Origin of the sequence: Robertmurraya dakarensis (genome assembly GCF_900156875.1) — a bacterium.
In the GTDB taxonomy this organism is placed as follows: domain Bacteria; phylum Bacillota; class Bacilli; order Bacillales; family Cytobacillaceae; genus Robertmurraya; species Robertmurraya dakarensis.
Genome location: NZ_LT707409.1, coordinates 1208961 through 1229430 on the forward strand (window position 1 = coordinate 1208961; position 20470 = coordinate 1229430).

At 38.7% G+C, this 20470-nt stretch carries 23 protein-coding genes; 8 read left to right on the forward strand and 15 right to left on the reverse strand.

The features are described from left to right. Positions 1 to 190, forward strand: a 190-nt coding sequence (locus CZ487_RS26730) for a hypothetical protein (protein WP_237562892.1), incomplete at its 5' end; no start/stop codon positions are given. A 328-nt stretch (positions 191 to 518) separates the two neighbouring features. Here the strand turns inward: CZ487_RS26730 and CZ487_RS14765 are convergent. From CZ487_RS14765 to CZ487_RS14790, 7 genes are all read right to left on the reverse strand, one after another. After that, the gene (locus tag CZ487_RS14765; protein ID WP_077213060.1) at positions 519 to 737 is read right to left on the reverse strand and encodes a helix-turn-helix domain-containing protein; all 219 of its coding nucleotides are present in this window, start codon (positions 735 to 737) and stop codon (positions 519 to 521) included. A gap of 135 nt (positions 738 to 872) precedes the next feature. Continuing rightward, entirely contained in the window at positions 873 to 1769 is an 897-nt protein-coding gene (gene cyoE, locus CZ487_RS14770; RefSeq protein ID WP_237562964.1) for a heme o synthase, read from the reverse strand. Between the two features lie 209 nt (positions 1770 to 1978). After that, positions 1979 to 3409: an aldehyde dehydrogenase family protein gene (locus tag CZ487_RS14775; protein WP_077213061.1), complete on the reverse strand. Its 1431-nt coding sequence runs from the start codon at positions 3407 to 3409 to the stop codon at positions 1979 to 1981. A gap of 177 nt (positions 3410 to 3586) precedes the next feature. After that, complete coding sequence (locus tag CZ487_RS14780; RefSeq protein ID WP_077213062.1) at positions 3587 to 4639, reverse strand: zinc-dependent alcohol dehydrogenase family protein; 1053 nt, start codon at positions 4637 to 4639, stop codon at positions 3587 to 3589. 344 nt (positions 4640 to 4983) lie between these two features. Next, positions 4984 to 5628 (reverse strand): YczE/YyaS/YitT family protein, encoded by a 645-nt coding sequence (locus CZ487_RS14785; RefSeq protein WP_077213063.1) that lies wholly within the window; start codon positions 5626 to 5628, stop codon positions 4984 to 4986. 151 nt (positions 5629 to 5779) lie between these two features. Then, complete coding sequence (locus CZ487_RS26735) at positions 5780 to 5926, reverse strand: hypothetical protein (protein ID WP_154676044.1); 147 nt, start codon at positions 5924 to 5926, stop codon at positions 5780 to 5782. Between the two features lie 36 nt (positions 5927 to 5962). Continuing rightward, the gene (locus CZ487_RS14790; protein ID WP_077213064.1) at positions 5963 to 6145 is read right to left on the reverse strand and encodes a hypothetical protein; all 183 of its coding nucleotides are present in this window, start codon (positions 6143 to 6145) and stop codon (positions 5963 to 5965) included. 453 nt (positions 6146 to 6598) lie between these two features. On the opposite strand from CZ487_RS14790, the gene CZ487_RS27545 reads away from it, so the two are divergent. Further along, positions 6599 to 6880, forward strand: a complete 282-nt coding sequence (locus tag CZ487_RS27545; RefSeq protein WP_237562893.1) for a CBS domain-containing protein — start codon at positions 6599 to 6601, stop codon at positions 6878 to 6880. 35 nt (positions 6881 to 6915) lie between these two features. Further along, complete coding sequence (locus tag CZ487_RS27550; RefSeq protein WP_337189741.1) at positions 6916 to 7419, forward strand: GGDEF domain-containing protein; 504 nt, start codon at positions 6916 to 6918, stop codon at positions 7417 to 7419. Between the two features lie 45 nt (positions 7420 to 7464). Here the strand turns inward: CZ487_RS27550 and CZ487_RS14800 are convergent, their stop codons facing one another. After that, entirely contained in the window at positions 7465 to 8334 is an 870-nt protein-coding gene (locus CZ487_RS14800) for an EAL domain-containing protein (protein WP_077213065.1), read from the reverse strand. Positions 8335 to 8579: 245 nt separating this feature from the next. On the opposite strand from CZ487_RS14800, the gene CZ487_RS14805 reads away from it, so the two are divergent. Next, a complete protein-coding gene (locus CZ487_RS14805; RefSeq protein ID WP_077213066.1) occupies positions 8580 to 9806 on the forward strand; it encodes a sensor histidine kinase in 1227 nt (408 codons plus the stop codon). Between the two features lie 51 nt (positions 9807 to 9857). On the opposite strand, the gene CZ487_RS14810 is transcribed toward CZ487_RS14805, so the two are convergent. Further along, positions 9858 to 11708 (reverse strand): UGSC family (seleno)protein, encoded by a 1851-nt coding sequence (locus CZ487_RS14810; RefSeq protein ID WP_273701408.1) that lies wholly within the window; start codon positions 11706 to 11708, stop codon positions 9858 to 9860. A 209-nt stretch (positions 11709 to 11917) separates the two neighbouring features. Between CZ487_RS14810 and CZ487_RS14820 the strand changes: the two genes are divergently transcribed. Then, a complete protein-coding gene (locus CZ487_RS14820; protein WP_077213069.1) occupies positions 11918 to 13177 on the forward strand; it encodes an erythromycin esterase family protein in 1260 nt (419 codons plus the stop codon). A gap of 66 nt (positions 13178 to 13243) precedes the next feature. On the opposite strand, the gene CZ487_RS14825 is transcribed toward CZ487_RS14820, so the two are convergent. Both CZ487_RS14825 and CZ487_RS27200 read right to left on the reverse strand, forming a co-directional pair. Next, entirely contained in the window at positions 13244 to 13666 is a 423-nt protein-coding gene (locus tag CZ487_RS14825; RefSeq protein WP_077213070.1) for a CHRD domain-containing protein, read from the reverse strand. A 187-nt stretch (positions 13667 to 13853) separates the two neighbouring features. After that, a complete protein-coding gene (locus CZ487_RS27200; protein WP_202617839.1) occupies positions 13854 to 13994 on the reverse strand; it encodes a hypothetical protein in 141 nt (46 codons plus the stop codon). Between the two features lie 135 nt (positions 13995 to 14129). Here CZ487_RS27200 and CZ487_RS14830 point away from each other — a divergent pair, with 135 nt between their 5' ends. The 3 genes from CZ487_RS14830 to CZ487_RS14840 all read left to right on the forward strand — a co-directional run bounded on the left by CZ487_RS14830 (position 14130) and on the right by CZ487_RS14840 (position 16440). Continuing rightward, the gene (locus CZ487_RS14830) at positions 14130 to 14555 is read left to right on the forward strand and encodes a DUF2383 domain-containing protein (protein WP_077213071.1); all 426 of its coding nucleotides are present in this window, start codon (positions 14130 to 14132) and stop codon (positions 14553 to 14555) included. A 163-nt stretch (positions 14556 to 14718) separates the two neighbouring features. Next, positions 14719 to 14886: an FbpB family small basic protein gene (locus CZ487_RS26960; protein WP_161949649.1), complete on the forward strand. Its 168-nt coding sequence runs from the start codon at positions 14719 to 14721 to the stop codon at positions 14884 to 14886. Between the two features lie 264 nt (positions 14887 to 15150). Beyond that, complete coding sequence (locus tag CZ487_RS14840; RefSeq protein ID WP_077213073.1) at positions 15151 to 16440, forward strand: MFS transporter; 1290 nt, start codon at positions 15151 to 15153, stop codon at positions 16438 to 16440. A 69-nt stretch (positions 16441 to 16509) separates the two neighbouring features. Here CZ487_RS14840 and CZ487_RS14845 read toward each other — a convergent pair whose 3' ends face one another. From CZ487_RS14845 to CZ487_RS14855, 4 genes are all read right to left on the reverse strand, one after another. Further along, the gene (locus CZ487_RS14845; protein WP_077213074.1) at positions 16510 to 16920 is read right to left on the reverse strand and encodes a hypothetical protein; all 411 of its coding nucleotides are present in this window, start codon (positions 16918 to 16920) and stop codon (positions 16510 to 16512) included. Positions 16921 to 16951: 31 nt separating this feature from the next. Continuing rightward, complete coding sequence (locus tag CZ487_RS14850; RefSeq protein ID WP_084783284.1) at positions 16952 to 17737, reverse strand: hypothetical protein; 786 nt, start codon at positions 17735 to 17737, stop codon at positions 16952 to 16954. A gap of 263 nt (positions 17738 to 18000) precedes the next feature. Next, positions 18001 to 18150 carry a hypothetical protein gene (locus tag CZ487_RS27205; protein ID WP_202617840.1) on the reverse strand — a complete coding sequence of 50 codons (150 nt, stop codon included), beginning with the start codon at positions 18148 to 18150 and terminating at the stop codon, positions 18001 to 18003. A gap of 78 nt (positions 18151 to 18228) precedes the next feature. Then, on the reverse strand, positions 18229 to 20385 hold the full coding sequence (locus tag CZ487_RS14855; RefSeq protein WP_077213075.1) for an acetate--CoA ligase family protein: 2157 nt from the start codon (positions 20383 to 20385) through the stop codon (positions 18229 to 18231). Between the last annotated feature and the right edge of the window lie 85 nt (positions 20386 to 20470).

The window sequence follows — 20470 nt, forward strand, 5'->3', positions numbered from 1 at the left end:
GGAACAAGGAGAAACGGTCTTCATGACGGCGATGAAAGCCATTTTTTCTTCTGGAACAAGGAGAAACGGTCTTCATGACGGCGTTGAAAACCATTTTCTCTCCCTAAAAAAGAAAAACGGTCTTCATGACACCAATGAAAACCATTTTCTCTTCCGTAACAAGGAAAAACGGTCTTCACGCCGGGGATGAAAACCATTTTCTCTTCCGGAACAAGGAGAAACGGTCTTCATGACAGCAATGAAAACCATCTTCTCTTTCGGAACAAGGAGAAACGGTCTTCATGACGGCGATGAAAACCATCTTCTCTTCCGGAACAAGGAGAAACGGTCTTCATGACGGCGATGAAAACCATTTTCTCTCCCTAAAAAGAGAAAAACGGTCTTCATGACAGCAATGAAAGCCATTTTCTCTTCCGTAACAAGGAAAAACGGTCTTCATGGTGTAATGAAAGCAATCTGGATAGATATACCTCCGCATGTCCGAAAGCATTCCCAATCAAACAAAAAAGGAAGGGCGTTTACCCTTCCTTCACATCCCAAACATATAGGTCTTCGATTTTACAATCTAATTCTTTTGAAATCGTCATGGCGTTATTTAAGGTCATGACCTTCTTGCTTAAATACTCATTCAATTTGGATTCAGGGATCCCAGTGCTAGCTGCTAACACATCAAGCTTAGTGTTATTTTTTGATAATAGGGTTTTTAAATTACTTCTTTTCGCTTTATAATTAGCCAAAGTGACACCTCGCTTTTAACCTACCTTAACATAGTTACCATTAAAAAGAAAGGATTCGGCCAGTTTGCCCCTATTTCTAAATGATTATTTTCAATATTGTAACCATAAAAACCATACATTTTTCCTAACTAACATCTACAAATCAAAAATAATCCCCATTAGCGAATAAATAATCACAGTTGAGAATAACACGGTCATATGGAGCAGCGAAAAAATAAACAACGACTTTGCCCATTTCTCAGAGTCCATATTTTTATAGCCGTAAATCGATAGTACAAGCCAAGCGATACTTAAGATTAAAGCCACTAGCATCAATCCTACACTTAACGTTCCGAAAAGAAAACTGATCGCTATTAAGATGATTAAATAAACATTCGTTTGTATGTATGTTCGCTTGATACCTTTTACCACCGGAAGCATTGGTACTCCCGCTGCTTCGTATTCCTTATGCTTACGAATGGCGATGGCATAAAAGTGTGGCATTTGCCAAATGACGGACACGACAAAAAGTCCGATAATGGCGGGATGCGTGATATCGGGATACATGGCAGCCCAGCCAATCAGAGGCGGCATGGCTCCAGAAATACTGCCGATTTCGGTATTGTAGATCGTTTTTCTTTTACTCCACATCGTATAGGGAACTACATAAAAAAACAAACCTAAAAATCCTAATATTGCTGCAAGTGTCGTGGTCATTGCAAGTGCGCCAATACCAATAATCGTCATGAAAATCGCAATCCATAAGACCGTTTGCGGTTTGATTTCCCCTGTTACTGTCGGTCTAGTTTTTGTTCTCTCCATAATCGAGTCAATGTCTCGGTCATACAAATTATTGAAAGCACCGGCTGCCCCAATCACTAGGATAGTACCAATCAAAGCAAGAAAAATTTCTGGAATCTTATCAAGTATATCAAGCTGATAGGTGTAAAGTGAAAGTGTTAATCCAGCAAACATGGTAATTAAGTTAGATTTAATGATTCCCGTCTTAATGGTGGCGGCTAAAATCTTTGGAAATGACTGTTTTGGTGCCATTATGGAAATTTCTTTGGAGCTGCTATCATGTCTCATACGTTCAAATGTTCCTTTTCCCATTTTTAGTCTCATTGTACCATTAGTAGAGAAAGATTTCCTTAAACAAGAAACTGTGTCAATTTTCTGACACAATTACTGGAGACAAAGCAGCTCCCGACTAAAAATAATGAGCATGAAATCAACAGATTTCATGCTCTTATCATCAATCACTATTTCTTTTTCACCATAATGGTTTTTGTATTCGTGTATTCGGCAACCCCTTCAAGTGAGTTCTCTACACCGATACCTGATTGCTTGTGTCCGCCAAATGGCAGATTTGGTGCAAGTACTTGGAATTCGTTAATCCAAACAGTTCCTGTTTCTAACTGCTCTGCAATCGATTGGGCAAGATTCAAGTCTTTCCCCCAAACAGATCCGGCTAAACCGTATTCCGTGTTGTTTGCGCGTTGTATTACGTCATTATAATCACTGTATTTGATTACTGGCAGGACAGGACCGAAGGCTTCTTCCTTTACCACTCTTGAATCCTCCGGCGGATTATCGATGATGGTAATCGGAATGAAATAACCTGGCTTATCTTCGACATTTCCTCCACATGCAATCTTAACACCTGACTTTTTCGCATCCTCAATTAATTCCTTGACTCTTTCATACTGCATTTTATTTTGAACTGGCCCAATTAAAGTTGCTTTATCCATCCCATCGCCAACAGGAATATTTTTCGCATATTGGACAAGAGCTTCTAAAAATTGGTCATAGATTTTCTCATGCACATACAAACGTTTTGTAGCTATACATACCTGCGCCGTATTTGAAAAACAAGACCAGAATAATGGTTCAACAACTTCTTGTGGATTCGCATCCTCCAATACAATCGCAGCATCATTTCCACCTAATTCTAGCGTCACCCGCTTTAAATTAGCTGCAGCACTTTGCATCACTTTTTTACCAGTTGCAGTTGAGCCTGTGAAGCTGATTTTGTTGATTTCAGGGTGGGCAGTAATCCATGGACCCAGCTCATCTTCACCGGTTAAGACATTAAATACTCCCGGCGGGAAGATATCGCGGGCGATTTCACCCATGATTAACGTAGTTAAAGGTGTATAGGGAGAAGGTTTTACGATAATCGTATTCCCTGTTAATAAAGCAGGAGCAATTTTCCAAATGGCTAACAAAGCAGGGAAATTCCAGGGAACGATTAACCCAGCTACGCCGACTGGTGTACGATATTTGACAATTTTGTGAGCATCCGTATCCTCTAGCACTTCAGGCGCCAGACGAAATTTAGCCATTTCTTTACACCAGTTAGCGGCTGCATCAATTTCAGTGTAAGACCCAAAAGGCGCACTAATTGGTCTTCCCATTTCCAAGGTGAATAGCTTCGCTAATTCCTCTCTTCTGCTGGCAATTCCATCAGCAAACGCCTCAATTTTTGCAGCTCTTTCTTCAACTGAAAGCTTTGACCAGCTTTTAAAAGCTGATTTTGCAGCTGCCACCGCTTCATTTAAATGTTCTTGCGTGGCCACGGGAACTCTTGCAACCTCTGTTTCATTTGCGGGATTGAGAACGGACAGTAACTTATCCGTTTTAATGGCTTGACCATTAATGGTCATCGAGAATTCTCTTGTAATAGTTTGCATGTGTTCCTCCTAATATTTTACTAGAAAAAATCCAATCGGGTTAATGCAAGGGCAGGTTGTACATTCGACAATTGCAAGGGAGGTGTAATATGAAAGTTAGATGTATCAGTAACCCGATTGATTAAAAGTGAAGGTAATGTAAGTAAGTATTTTAAATACTATAACTGCGGAGTATGTTTATTTAAATTTTGTGATGATATTGAATCCGTTTGTTCTAAAATTAGACATGTCATTATAGACATCCGTAACTTGTTCTAAAGAGATTTCTCTCTCTACAAGTGATTTTGGATTTAATCTTCCTTGTCCAATTAATGTTAAAAGTCCATCGTATTCTGTAACAGGATTTCCTAGGCTTCCGACAATTTCCAATTCCATTACCGTAACCATATCAATTGGAATGTCAACCACACCTGCTTCAGCTGCAGATGTCAAACCAATTTGAACGTGGCGGCCGCCTTTTCTTAAGGATGTGATAGAGTTTAAAATTGTTTCTTTAATCCCTAGTGCATCAATGGAAGCATGTGCTCCACCTCTTGTAATTTCTTTAACCGCTTCTCCAACATTTTCATTACGTGCGTTAACAGTTGCTACAGCTCCTTCTCTACGAGCCATTTCCAATTTTGTATCATCAACGTCAACAGCAATAACTTGTGCACCTACAGCAGCTCCAACTTGAACAGCTGATAGACCAACACCGCCTGTACCGTTAACTACTAGCCAATTACCAGCCTTCAGGTTAGCACGAGCAACTCCGTGGAATCCAGTCATATAGCGGCATCCGATTGCTGCAGCTGTAACAAAATCTACTTCTTCTGGAAGGCGAACTAGGTTAAAATCACCATTTGGCACTTTCATATATTCAGCATATGCACCATCTTTTACGACTCCAAATGTCTGTGAATGATCACAACGGTTTGATTGACCACTTAAGCAGTATGAACAATGTGAACAAGACTCATGGAAAGGTGTCGTTACACGATCACCACGTTTGAAGTTTTTAACGGCCGAACCTACTTCCTCGACGACTCCACCCATCTCATGACCAGGAATTAACGGCAGTTGAGGTGTTAACCCTAACCACGCAAGATCTCCCTGCCACACATGCCAGTCACTACGGCATACTCCACTTGCTTCAACCTTTACAATAACATCATGTGGTCCCGGTGTTGGATCTGGTACATTTCCTACTCTTAAAGGCTTTTTAATTTCAATTACTTGAGCTGCTCTCATTTTACAATTCCCCCTAATAATAGATTTGTCTGTCTATTCTAGATGTGCCTCCTAAACCATATACATCTTTACTCTAAACTAGAACTCTTATTTTACGAGAACTACTAGAAATGTCCTCTAAACAACCGCTAGAGGGCATCACCTCCTTCAAAAAGAAAACCACCGAAGTAAGCGGTTTCAAACAATGCATGGAAATAATATACAACTATTATATTTCGTTCCCAATGGGCTTGTCAATTAAATTCACTTAATTTTCTAATAAATCAGAATAGAGTGTAAATATAACAAAAAGGACATCAGTACGATGTCCTTTCGAAGATTACTATTTATTATCATTATATACTTTAGCTGTTTTTACGAAGAGATTCTTCTACTGATATGTAAGTTGTTGATTGATGGTTAAGGATGCTTCTTATTTTTCCATTAGTAAATTGGACAATTTTCCCTAAAAATAACGCAACCATCATAGTTCCAAGTCCAACCGGTCCACCGAGTAGAAACCCCAATAAGGCCGCAGTGAATTCAATTAGCAGTCGAGATCCCCCTAACGTCCAGCCGAAACGATGATGCAAGGCTACCATCAATCCATCGATAGGAGTTTTCGGGAATTTTGCTTCCAAATAGAGACCGATCCCAGTCCCAATTAACAATATCCCAAGCATAAAACTACTCCATTGTGTCAACATGGAATAGGTTAAGTCGATATGTCGAATAACAAGGTAGATCCACGCATCTAGGAAAAAGCTTCGTATAATGATCGCGATTACTGCTCCATATTGGAGTCTTTCTTTCTCAATCAAGGCAATCAACAAAACGACCAGTCCCTGCGAAATGATAGACCACATTCCAATCGTTAGTCCGAGCTGCTTATGTAAGCCGGCTGCAACCGCGTCCCAAGGTCCCGCTCCGACTGAAGAAAACACGACCAACGCGATTCCTAAGGAGGTTACAGACATGCCAATTAAGTAGATTGCTATTCGTTTTGCCATCTGTACACCCGCTTCATCTGTTCTTAATAAGTATAATTTAGTTTATCAGATGCTTCCGTTTCTGAGAAGAAAATCCTTTCGTTTCCTATCCAAACAAAAAAGCCCTAGTACCATTTGATTCAATGAACTAGGACTCTACCGCTATAAAATCTCATTTCTTCTTACCCCTTCTCATCCTTTTGTCGTTGACGTAATCGCTGCCTTTAAGATTACTAGAAGAGAATAGATAAGCTAGATAAGAACTTAATTTAAATGAATGATCATCAGCAAATTGCGCAAACAGAATCTTAGTTTCCATTGTCTTCTCTCTCCTTTTTTTGTTTATGATAAAGTTTTACATATGACCATTTATTCTAACATCTTCATTTCTTCGAGAAACGGGATAATATTTACGTTTTGTCGAGTTTTCATGCTGTCCTGATTTTTTCAACCATAATGTAGTGAACAGCACAGAAGCTGCACTTAGGCCATAGATACTCATTCTTTTCATTTTCTTTGTTTTGCCTCTCCTTGACATTTTCATCATCTCCTCTTTGTATCCTTATTTTACAAGTATACGAAAATACTGACCTCTTACCTGTAAGATTTTATAACAATGTTTTTCAACATCTATAATGCTCCCAGTAATCCTTTCCCTATTTAAAGAATACCGGAAATTTTATAATAAAACGTTAGATTTACATAAATTTTACCAATAGTTAATATTATTGCGGTAAATTAATATCGATAGGATATTTCTACTAAGTTATGCAGTAATTCTTTATTCCTAGAAAAAATGTTCCGAAAGTGGTTTTGATTTAAACTGTAGAATCCGGGGTGACTGTTATGCATTTAGTGATAGGAGATATTGCAGAAAGAGGGATTACGGTAACTCCTTCCGTCAAATGTGAGGAGGTTTATTCCATTTTTATCAATGATTCATCTTTGGAAGGAATAGTTGTCCTTCAAAGAACAACCTTTGGGGCTAGTGATGAGAACGCTTTTTTTTCAAAAACTGTCCACTAAGTATGGCTTCGACCTTTTTATGAAAAGGACCATCGATCTTGTCATGGACCAGGAGTTCTTAGTAGTTGATTACCATATACCTCTTACCGACGTAAGCAGTCTTGCCATGAATCGAAAACAAGGAAATCTTTATGACTTAGTACTTGTTACTAAGTACGGTCAATTCTACGGAATCGTTAGTATTCGTGAATTGATTATCAAGCTATCAGAAATACAAATTAGCATTGCTCGATATGCCAATCCTTGAGCGGTCTGCCCGGCAACTTTCTTATCGAAAAAACATTGATGAAGATACTATCTTCTAAGAAGTATACCATTCTGTATTTAGATTTGGATTCCTTCAAGTCATTTAACGATACCTATGGATTTAGAGAGGGTGATGCGTTAATTAAAGAAACGGCGCAAATTATTAGTGATGTGATCATGACGAACGATAATGATCCATCCTTTGTAGGGCATATTGGCGGTGATGATTTTATCGCCGTTCTCCCGCATCATCGTTATGAAGAACTATGCAATTCAATCATTAACCGCTTTGAACAGGCGAAGCTGCGATTCTATTCAGAAGTTGACCTACAAAATGGATATGTAAAAAGTACTAATAGAGTTGGAGTGTTAGAAAACGTTCCTTTGGTTTCAATTTCCATTGCTGTCATCACAAATAAACGATTTTCTTACGAAACGGTAGAGGAGTTAAGCAAAGCTGCTGCTATGGTAAAGCAGAAATGCAAAGCTATCACGAAAAGTGTTTGCATCTGCATTGAGGACCCATCTGAAATAAGATAACAAAAAATGAGCTGGAAAAGTTTCCAAGCTCATTTTTACTGCATTTTATGCAAGCACATTAGATAATTGGTGATTTACCATGGGCACTTGCCCGTTGCATAACTCTTCCTTTGGTTTTCCTAGTGCATAACCCTGACCTAAATGTACGCCTAAAGTTCTTAAAAAGTTTAACTCCGAAGTCGTTTCAATTCCTTCCGCGATCACCTTTGTTTCTGACTGTGAGGCAAATCCCAAAAGAAGTTCAACTAGGTACTGTTTTTCCGGATGTTCACAAATGTTTCGTATGAGTGATTTATCAATCTTCATAAACTCAGGCTTTAAATATAAAAGAGTCTGCAAACTGTTATAACCCGTACCTGCGTCATCGACCGCAATTCTAAATCCTTGCTGCCGATAATGTTCAATAATTTTTTCAAACTGATGATAGTTCATTACCGCCTCTTTTTCCGTAAGCTCGAGAACAATTTGCTTTGGTGAAAGGTGATGCTTTGCCAGCAATTCTAACGTAATCCCTCGTTGGTAATGAGGGTCTGCGAGTACTTGAGGCTGTATATTTAGGAAGATTAATTGCTCACTTCGTTTTTGTGTATTCTTGATTTGTTTTGCGTATCTTTCCAGCGCTAAGTTGCGGATAAACCTATCCACCATAAAGACTTCATTGCTTCTCCCTACATACTCATAAAATTTATCGGTCGTAGGAAAAAGAAGTGTTTTTACCGGACGATTTAATATTTCGAAACCAAAGGTCTTCCCTTCTTCAAGTGACACAATTGGCTGAAAGAAAGTATTGATTTTTTCAGAAGCCATCAGCCTCTTTACTTCCTTGCATTTATTGAATTCTTGAAAAAGAGCCTTCCGATGATGATTTAAATATTTTAGAAAATGGATATATTTCATGATTCTGCTGCTTTCCATAAAGCCACCCTTTGTTGTATGTCTATTAGCTTAGTTATATTATAATTTTGAAATACTGTCCCTTTAATAATTCTTCGTAAATTTTATGTAAAGATTACATACTGTGGGAATATAAGGAAAAGATCTGCCTGAATGCAAAAAATCTATCAACGCTCCAACAGAAAAAGCCTATCTCACGCAAGATAAATATAGTACTATGAAGGATGTACTAGAGTAAAAACTGGCTTATGGAAGGAAGTACCAAATTGTTAGAAACACTTCTGTTAAATTTTCTTTTTCTCTTATTGCCAATACTGTTTTTTGTTATATTTGAAAACAGTGTAAAATTTGTAAATAAGCCTCTAATGGCAATCATCTTAGCTCTGTCAATGATATTATGCATGTCCTATCCTATCCATTTGGAAAGTGGATTTATCTTTGATTTACGCTATATCCCTTTTATTTTCGTATCACTTTACGGAGGATACAAATATGGTTTTCTCCTCCTCATTGTTCTCAATATCTATCGGTTTGTGATTGGTGGAGAGGGATTTGTAGAATCATTATTATTTTCCATTTGTATTTGGATTCTTTTATCAATGAGCAAAGTTGAGTTTTTTCAGTCAAAAGCGCGTAATCGAATCGCTTATGCTGTATTTATGGCTTTTATCACAATGCTTCTTTATCTTTCTATCTTAAGCATGATGATCGATATAAATCGTGAGTTTTGGACACTTGCTGTAAATGCCCTTTTGACTCACGTTATCATGACGATGATTATTACATCATTAATAGAAAAAATATATGCCAATACCAAGGCGCGCGAGGCTGTTGTTCAATCGGAGAGATTACAATTAATCAGTGAATTAGCTGCGAGTGTTGCCCATGAGATCAGAAACCCATTAACGGTCACAAACGGCTTTTTACAGTTGTTAAGTCAATCGGATATAGCTCCAACGCAAAAAAGTTACGTCGATTACTCGTTGTTGGAGTTGAATCGAGCAGAAAGTATTATTAATGACTTTCTTGCCTTCTCTAAACCTCAATGTGAACATACAGAGAATACCGATTTAAAAGTTGAAACTGAGTATGCAAAAAATATTCTCCTTCCTTATGCCAATATGCATAAAGTCGATATCAAGCTTAGCTTCCATAATTCATTAAGGAAAGAACTTGATACAAACCAACTGCAGCAATGTTTAATTAATCTTTATAAAAACGGAATTGAAGCAATGAAGGACAATGGCGGAGTATTATCCATTGATGTTTCTAGTCAGAGGAACAGTATTATTCTTAAAATTAAAGATACTGGAACTGGAATGAACCAAGATGAAATGTCCCTTTTAGGTAAACCGTATTATTCTACTAAAAAAGAAGGAACGGGTCTCGGGATGTTAATGGTGTACAGTACCATCAACAAGCTGAATGGAAAAATAGAGGTAGAAAGTAAAAAAGGAATAGGGACCACTTTTACGATCACCATTCCCGTATAAGGGGGCACTTGAGGAAGACCTTATTGCCAACTCAAGGCGCCCTTTTTTTATTCATTGCCTTGGATCATTTAAAGTAACTTTCGTTGACTTCTTTGTTTTCTTTTCAATACCATCTGAAAATACGTTTTCTAGATAATCTTTCGGCATAATACAATCAAGACACGCTTCTGGTGTGAGAACTAATTCCAAGGTCACCTTGTCTTCTTCAGCAGAGGTGACTATAATATCATATCCATCGGTTTGAAACCCTGGCCGGAAGGTTCTTAAAACTTCTTCCGCTGCTTGTTTCAAGTTGAGATGAGTGCTATTCTCAATGGCCCTTGTTGTCACTTTTGACCTGGTGAAAGTCCCCATAACAGCACTATGTTCTCCATAGCCCCCCGCGTGCACTATGACAATATCTTCTGGATTCTTCGCAATATAAACTACCTTTTTCCCATTTTTATCAACGATGCAGTTTGATTTCCATGCTTGAATGGCTTCAATCGTTTTAGCATCAAAGGTGTCAAGATCTACTCTTGCTTTCTTCCATAATACTTCTCTGATCTTTTGTTTGTTGTAGCCTTTTTCACTGAGCATTTTTGCATGTACAGGACTAATGACGATGACTGGCTGCATTTCAAAAATTAAAAAGTTTGAGGCAGTTAACAACAATACATCGGTGAGCTCGTCAAGGTAGATCTCAGCATTGCTACCTAAGTGGATGACGTTGTAAGGTGCAGTGGTCGCAGCAACGGTAACGGTGCTTTGATCTTTAGCAAACCCTCTTTCGACATGAAGTGATTCCCATGGACTTTCTTCCTCGAATTCAGCAATACAAGCAGTGTACTTTGCCGGATTTCCTAGAGTGGACATATCACCTATTCCAGGTCTGGCTCCGCCGATATTAAATAACATTAACCGAACAGCCCGCCCAATTGTTGCATTCGCGTGCCAGCCGGGACCAAACAATCCGATTCCGCTATGAATTCCCAGTTCTTTACGAGCTGGACCATTGACAATGACCATCGGACCTGCAGGGTTAGTAGTCGTCTGAACTCCGTATAGGTTAAAGTCTTTATCAAGCATGGCTTCAACGGTTGTCAGCATCAACTCAAAATAGTCTGGTGAGCAGCCAGCCATAACACAGTTGACTGCGACGTTTTCAACCGTAGTTTCACGCCAGAAAGGCGGCATAAGACCGATCACTTCATTGGGATCTCGCTTCGTTTTCGCTAGCATTCTTTCAACTCGTTCAACAGTTGGAGGAATAACCGGAAGCCCGTCTGTCCAGTCGTTTTCAACAAAATACGAATTAATTTCATCAATGTTATCGCTTTCAAACTCAATGAACTTTCCAATTGAACCTGTCACGTACTCATCCAGTGTGGAAGGTGATAACAACCCATCTACAACCTGTTGGAAAGCTGCCGTTAAATGCTGATGGGCCTGCTCTTTTTTTATCCCTCCCATTGGGAAAGGTACTTCAACCTTGGCAAGACCTTTACATCCCTTTGCTTCAGCTTCAAACTCTGCCAACTTAATAAACACATCGGAAATGATAGTGGCGGTTGGCAGTCCCCTCTTTTCAAGCTCTATGCTATCGTGGACACTCCACGATGTACACGACCCTCAATCACCTAATGACACGACAGCAGCATCATATCGTTCGCTGACAATTTGTTCAATTAACTCCTTGGGAGCGGGAAAGCTTGCATTCTCTTTTTCGAAAAGTATATATTCTTGAATACCATGATTTTCTTTTAAAAGTTCGCCTGCCTTTAAAAGGACTTCTGCTGCATTGGCCTTTTTATTACTAAAAAGAGCGATTCGCTTTCCAGTTAGTTCAGAAAGCTTTGGTGATAATCCTGTGTTCTCTTGATCCTGAACTCCGTTTGCGACAGGTACATATACTTTTATCAATTCTATCACCTCTATTTATTTACTGAATTTTCAGTTAACTAATAAAAGTTTAAACCACTCGGCGTTTTATGTCAACACATACCCCATTGCAGGAACATATTGCGAGTAATATGATTACGAATTCACAGCGGAACTTTGAATAACATAATCCAGCCTAAATATTTTTCATGAAGAAGCTTTTTCCGTCCATACTAGTGATGAGGTGAAAGATGTTGCTGAAGACAGACAGACTAATTGATCAAATTCGTAATCATGCTGTACCTTTTAAAAGTAAGTCCGATCTCGAACCATTAATAAAGAGTGCGGCAAAAGCAAAATACATATTGCTTGGTGAAGCAAGTCATGGCACTAGTCAGTTTTATACCACTCGTGCTGAGATGACAAAAGAATTAATCGAGCAGCACCAATTTTCTTTTATTGCTGTTGAAGGTGATTGGCCATCTTGTTATGAAGTCAACCGCTTCATTAAAGGATTAGCACCTGAGTACAGCAATGCACAAGAAGTGCTGACAAAAGCGTTCAACCGCTGGCCTTCTTGGATGTGGGCAAATAAAGAGATTCTTGAACTAGTTGAATGGTTATATCAATATAATCAAACACATCAAGAGAAAAAGGTTGGTTTTTACGGGCTTGACGTGTATAGTCTTTGGGAATCAATGGACGCGATCATCGAGTACTTAAAACAAATCGATTCCCCTGTTCTTGAAAAAGCGCTTGAGGCGGTTAAATGCTTCGAACCATTTAATCGGAAACCTGAAATGTACGGGGTTTCGGCTGCTTTTTATGGAGAGGATTGCATGGAAGAAATTCTAGAACTTCTATACACAATCCAAAAAAATAAGGAAATACGCCATGATGATCCCGAAACAGCGCTTAATGTAAGAATCAATGCGATTGTGGCTGCTAATGCGGAACATTATTATCATACAATGGTTACAAACGATAATGAATCCTGGAATATTCGGGACCGGCATATGGTCGAAGCACTTGAATATATTTCTGATTATTATAAGTCTGATGCTAAAGGAATTATATGGGAACACAACACCCATATCGGAGATGCTCGTGCAACGGATATGGCTAATGAAGGAATGGTAAATGTCGGTCAATTGATGCGCGAGAAATTTGGGCCTGAAAATGTTTTTAGTATAGGATTAGGTACTTATCAAGGCAGTGTCATTGCTGCGAAAAACTGGGGTGACCCTGTTGAGATCATGACTGTTCCTAAAGGAATTGAGGGCAGCTGGGAGGAAGCTCTTCATCTTGCAAATCCAAGCAACCAGTATTTGATATTCACCGATGAGAACAAAGAGCTCTTTAACTTTGAGATTGGTCATCGTGCGATTGGTGTTGTCTATCAACCAGAATACGAACATTTCGGAAATTATGTACCTTCCCGCCTTTCCGAACGATATGATGCTTTTATTCATATTGATCAAACAAACGCATTGTCACCATTGTCATATTAAAGATTGCCCTTACCCAGAACGAGTGGGAGCCTGATACCCGAATAAAATTGAGCATCAGGCTTTATCTCACTCAGTAATCTTTTTAAACCTCTCAACTTGACCACGGATCTCTCCTTCAGGATTTTGCACTGTGTGAACATTTACATACGCTTTCTCCTCTCTCATCAAATCTACTAAAGTTTCAAACGATTTCCCCTCCAATGGGCCAACAAGATCTTCAGCCGTAATAATTCCATCTACCATACCTCTTGTTACACTAATTCCAGGATGTATGGGACCAAAAAGAAAAGCGACGACTGGTCCATTCTCCCCTCTTTCACCTAAATGGATATGTGCCTCGGTAAAATTGTTGAGTTGATTAAGAACTAGCCGAAAACCCATCCTTTTATCATTGCTGCTAACTTTAAACTTGGCTAACCCAAAAGCATTCGTGGATACTGCCGGAACTTCCTGAGACCCACTTAGTCTTGCGAAAAATAGCTTACTCATATTAGTCCTCCTAAAGAATTCCTATTATAAGCATTCTATTTTTCATCGGGCAAAGTGCTTGTACGAATATCATTAGTTTAGGGAGCATGTACCTTGTAACTGTACCTAATTGTTTCGATGAAGTCTTTGCGAAGGCTATTTATCCAAATTTAAAGACAGGGTGGTTTTCTCCCTGTCTGTTTTTAAATTAAAAAAACGTTTTTATAATTTCTTCTTTGTTATGACAGTCCTTGCAAATATATTCGATGTCTAGTGCCCCCTCTCGAACAATATGTTTGGTTTCTTTATGACAGTTTTCACATAGCCTTTGTTCTGTAATTTCTAACATCGCAATGTCCACCTTCCTTTATATTGGTAGCGTTTGAATCAAAAGAATAGTTTATTCGCACTGTTGATTCATTTCATTTTGAATAATTTTTCACAAACAGCAGAATATATGGTTAAAAATGTAGGAGATACCAATATGAATAAAAAAGTAATTAATGAATTAAATAACTTCCTTGAAGGAAATTTCATGGCGATACATGCCTATGATCAATATATCCATGAAATTGAGGACACTGAAATTAAGCAATTACTGCAAAAAATACAGGATAGTCATAAGCAGCATGCCAACATCATTGCTAGAAGAATTCAAGACCTTGGCGGCGTACCAGCGAATGATGTAGGCTTGAAAGGAAAAATGGTTGAATGGATGAAAAATTTGACAGAATCCACTAAAGGAAATGATGATATTCTGAAGGATGCCCTTGTCGGAGAGAAACGAGGAATTGAAATCTCAAAGGAACTTGTAAAAGGTGATTTAGATCAGGAAAGCTTAGAACTGGTGCAGAAGATACTAAGTCATGATGAGGAACATGTGGAACAGTTAAATAGATTGCTTCATTAGTTCATACAAACGGATATATATTATGCAATATTTTTCTAAATATATTTACAATTCTAAAAATATGTATTATTATTGTATTATAAGAATAATCAAACAAATTAAAGAAATTGCATTTTCTTTTAATAGTATTTTCAAAAAAATTTATAAGAAAAGGGATATGATCATGAGAAAACAACTACTTAACATGAGAGCATTAATCAGCGCAAATAAGAAAGAAATACTAGGAAACAAAAAGGAAATTGCACGGATTGAAAAACAAATCGATGACAAACATGTGCGAAAATTACAAGCCTTAAGGAAAAGAGACAATAATTCTTTAGCCATTGATTAATAGTATTGCTTTTTGATTTTACCGAAATAGAGTATAACATTCCGCAAAAGCCATTATTGAATTATAAATTCAATAATGGCTTTTGCTATGTTTTTTTAAGCTTTTTCCTGTTTTAATATTCTCCAATTACCGTCGAAGCTGGACATACTTTAAAGACATCTTAGAGTTTCCCCAACTTAATTTCACGCATGTATAGCATTACGGGTTATGGTATATTAGAATGTTAATAGGTACATAGAAACCACCTTGAAAGGATAATTTGTAATGTCAGATACTAAAGCATTAGAAAGCCAGCCAGTTTGGCTGCAAACCTATATAGATTCACCTGAAAAGCTGCAACAATTATATAAGCGGACCTTAATTATTGTGGTCATTTCACAAATTTTTGGAGGAGCAGGGCTCGCTGCAGGGATAACGGTCGGTGCATTGCTTGCGCAAGAGATGCTCGGAACGGATAGTTTTGCGGGACTGCCAATAGCGCTATTTACATTAGGCTCAGCCGGTGCTGCATTAATCGTTGGACGCATGTCCCAAAAATTCGGCCGCCGTTTAGGGCTTGCAGGAGGTTTTCTAACAGGGGGTGTTGGAGCCGTTGGAGTTGTCCTCTCAGCGGTATCGAACAATATTTTCTTTCTGTTTGTCTCATTATTAATCTATGGTGCTGGTACAGCTACCAATTTACAAGCACGCTACGCGGGTACAGACCTGGCTAGTTCGAAACAGCGGGCAACGGCTGTCAGCATTGCCATGATATCAACGACCTTTGGTGCGGTTGCAGGACCTAATCTTGTTGAGCCGATGGGACAATTTGCCACTGCAATGGGACTCCCTGCTCTCTCAGGTCCGTTCATTCTAGCTGCTGCCGCATATATTGTCGCTGGGCTGGTACTTCTAGCACTGCTTCGCCCGGATCCGCTCATTGTCGCACAGGCCATGCTGCATGTCAGCCAAAACAACAAGGATAGTTTGGCTGCGGATAATCCTAATTTGCAAGTATCCAATCAACGAGGCATTGTGTTCGGCGCTGCGGTGATGGTGTTAACACAGTTTGTAATGGTTGCAATTATGACCATGACGCCTGTTCATATGGGCCACCATGGACATGGCCTAAAAGAGGTCGGCATGGTCATTGGCTTCCATATCGGTGCGATGTACCTTCCTTCTCTATTAACCGGCATTCTTGTTGATAAAATCGGCCGGAATGCGATGGCAATTGCGGCAAGCGTTACACTGCTTGGTGCTGGAGCATTATCTGCATTTGGTCCCGCTGATTCGATCCCTGTCTTGGTCATCGCACTTTCGCTGCTCGGAATTGGCTGGAATTTCGGCTTAATTAGCGGTACCGCCATTCTTGTTGATGCAACAACCATTAAGGACCGTGCCAAAACGCAGGGCTCTGTCGATGTACTCATCGCTTTGTCCGGAGCAACAGGCGGGGTGCTTTCTGGAGTAATTGCAGCCCAATCGAGCTACGCTGTACTATCGCTGGCAGGCGGGGTACTTTCGCTGATTTTGATCCCAGTACTATTTTGGTCTCGGCGTGAAAGAACTTGATTTGAGTAAAAAATACTAGACGGATATCCGTAAAATTCGGCTGATATCCGTCATTTTTTCCCATCATATCTACTGTGGCATGGAAAAGTAAATATTGTAGTTTTTCATTAAAGGGACTATTTCTCTATATTTATGTGATACTTTCATAAACAAATCTCTGTTTCTTGTATCTAATGCATTATCTACGAGAAAACCTAAATAATATTTTTCTAACTCTAAATCTAGTAATGATTGTAACTGATTTGATTCCATAGCATTTTCCAGATTCTTAATATAAACAAACATTTTTTCTTTGTTATTGATGACAATGAGGATGTACCAGCCGATTCCACAAATGAATTTCCCTTGATTTCTAACCTTCACAATGTCGCCTTTCTTCAATTTCTGTATAGAGCGAATTGCGTTCTCTTTTTTATAACCGTAATGGATACACTCTACCCTTATTCCATCAGAATCTGTCACCATGAAATACGATCCCATACGCTCCTCCTCGAAGGTGTACTTTTTTATATTAATGAAACAAATCCTCATATTTATTAAATTCATTGGCACTCACTTGAATCTCTTGGCATTTATGAACGAAGGGACATCTGCCGCAATCCGTTATAGACTTATCTTTATAATAGTTGTTAGGCTCTTCCAGCAGAATCTTCATATACTTAAGGTACATTATTCCTATCTCTAAATTCTCTGAAGTGGGTGTAATAGCGTGTCTTTTTCCGTCTAAAAGCGAAATGATTTCAATTTTATCAGGAAGCTTTCCAAACGCTTTATCTGAAAAAACAGATATAAGGTGATAATATAGTTGGATTAATTGCTCGTCGGCTTCCATCAGGTATTTTTTTATCGAGAATGACGTTACCGACCATTCCGCTACTTCAAAAGTGACTGAAACTTGTGTTTCTAACTCCGCAATAAAAGTATTCAACTTTTGGTACAAAAATAACGGTGGCATCTGTTTTTTCTTCGACGGTAAAAACTTCAGCAGATGATCGGTCGTCTTGGCTAATATCATATAGTAATTTTCCTTTGATTCGAATAATTGCACATCTACATCTTTCCAATAGTGCTGTATTAATTTCATCAGATTCAAGGGTTTTTGTTCTTTGAGTGGAAGTTGATAAAAATGATGAACGATTCTATTGATAACAGATTGGACAACATTTCTCCAATCGCTGTGGCTGGAATTCAGCATTAATATGTATTCATAGTAAAATGCATGTGGACATCTTATAAATGACTCTAAATGGTAGTCAGTCATGGTTTTTATGGAGACATTCAGGTATTTGTTTGTCATGTTCTACTCTCCTCTTTATACATAATCAACATTTAAAGAACATCCTCCTTGTTCGTTCAAGAGGGTAATGTCTTAATCAAATTTTAAATGATAATGATTTTCAATGTCAATAATATGTGCAAAGGTTTAAAAAAATGAGGAAAAGTTTGATTAAAATAATGGGAAAATATCATTAGCTGTCTTTTTTACAAAACAAAAAGAGTGCCTTAACGTTAGGCACCCCTTTTTGTAAATATTATTATAAATTGTCTCCCACTTAGGGATTATTCATCATCTATTTCGCCATCACCAATTTCATCTTCCTCTTCAATTTCCTCAATTTGTTCTCCTTCCTCTGGCATTTCTTCATCACCGCAGCCTGTTAATGAGAAAAGAAAGAAACTTAGGCACAATAATAAAAAGTACTTTTTCATCTCTTGAAAACCTCCTTTTTATTATTTTTAACCTGCTTGTTGGAAATATGTAGGAAAATATGAAATAGGATTAAATTCTTATTTTTTATTAACAGTGCCTAACTTCGTAACACCCTCTTCTTCGGATAAAGTAATCAACCCATCCAAAGCCATAACACCCTCGCCTTTTGGCAGTACGACCAGTGGATTAATTTCTAATTCTTCCCACGGACCTTCTAAAGACTGTGCGATTTTTGAAATACTGGACAAGGTCTTCGCTAGCTCACTTATATCGAAAATTTGACCATTACGAACACCTGCTAAAAGCGGATAACACTTCAATTCTTGCAGCATCTCTAATGCTTCTTTTTCAGAAATCGGTGCTAATCGCTGGGATACATCCTTCATGATTTCCACATAAATACCCCCTAGCCCGCACAGAATAATCGGGCCAAACACTGGATCTTTCCGGATACTTACAATCATTTCCTGTTTTGGACTTTCAACCATTTCTTCTATAAGAACCCCATCTACTTTATCTGAAACATCATGACTTTCAGCATTGCTCATAATTGTCTTGAAAGCTTCCCTCAAGGCAGCTTCATTTTTTATATTTAAAACCACCCCGCCTATATCACTTTTATGAGTAATCTCTTCCGATACAATCTTTGCTGCAACAGGGAATTTCAAATTCGAGAGGCCCTTGTCAATCTCATCTTCACGTTTTGCTACAAACCCTAAGGGAACTGGTATGTTGTGCTGAGCAAGCAGTTTTTTCACTTGTGGTTCTGTAACAGACTTCGTCCCTTTCAGAAGAGAATGTCTCTCCAAAGAGGAATTAGTATCATTCTCTACAGTTTGCAGTAGTTTTTGATAGCTTCTTTCATAGTCCAATAAGTACTTAGCTGCTTCAGCACCGCTTCTGATCGAACTGTAGGCAGGGATATGGTGTGCTGTTAAAAACTTTCTAACTTCAGCAATACTTCGTTCTGGCCCAGTGGTAATGACAATAATCGGTTTGTCTGTCGTTTTCGAAACATCTACAATCTCTTGGGCGAACGTTAATCCTCCAGCATTTGTCCCAATAGGCAAATGCAGGACTATCATATCGACTTCTTCTGTCTCAACAAGAGTTTCGATGCAATGCTTATAAAGCCGAGGATTATAAAGCAAAGTTTGGCCAATATCTACCGGATTTGCGGCTGAACAGTAAAGTGGCACCTCTTCAAATAGTTTTTCCTGAGTAGCTGAAGATAATGGAATGAGATCAAAATCTAACTCCGCTAACTTATCAGCCAGCATAATGCCCGTTGCCCCTGAGATAACCACCGTTGCGACTCGATTTCCTTTTGGGCGTTTTCTGCCGCGGAAAGCTTTTATCGCATCTACCATTTCCTCAATCTCCTGTACATGAGTCAATCCTAAACTTTTTGCTGCCATACGAAACACTTCATTACTTCCTGTTAATGATGCTGTATGGGATAGAGCGGCCCGCTGGCCCGCTTCAGATCTTCCCGCTTTTAAAATAATAATCGGCTTATGCTTTCGCAATGCCTTTTTTGAAATTTCCTCTAGTACTTTCCCATCTGGAACACCCTCGATATAGGTGGCTATAATATTCGTTTCCTCTTCTTCCACCAAGAAATCAATGAAGTCTAGTGAGGTGAGATCCATTTGGTTCCCGGATGTGAGGCCATAGTTAAATCCAATATTTTCTTCCATCGCTGTCGACAAAAGAGTGATACAAGTAGCACCGCTTTGACAAACAACTCCAACATCACCATCCACAATTTCCATCCTGCCAAGCGGTGTAAAACTTAAGAGAATTCTATTTTTTAAATTATAGGTTCCAATTGTATTGGGTCCCACTGCACGGATACCATTTTCTTGGCAAAGTGCAAGAATTTCATTTTGCTTCTGAAGGCCTTCCGCGCCTTTTTCTGCGAATCCACTAGAAAAAATAACAACATATTTCACTTTTTTCGCAATACAATCATGAATCGCATTTTCGACAAGATGCGAAGCAACAGCAATAATGACGGCATCAACAGAATCAGGGATGTCCGCTAAAGAGGGATAACAGGGGTATCCTTCGACAGATTGATATCTCGGATTCACTCCGTATACCTTCCCTTTAAAACCTCCATCCACAAAATTTTTAATGGCCGTATTACCTATTGACCCTTCCGTTCTTGACACGCCAATGACAGCAACAGAATCAGGATTTAACAGCTGGTACAAATTCGGATTGCTCATGAACAAATGACCTCCTCTATTTTTCCCATTTCACTAGGACAGTTACGACAGATTGGTAGTTTTCTAGCTTAAAGTGTTATCAAGA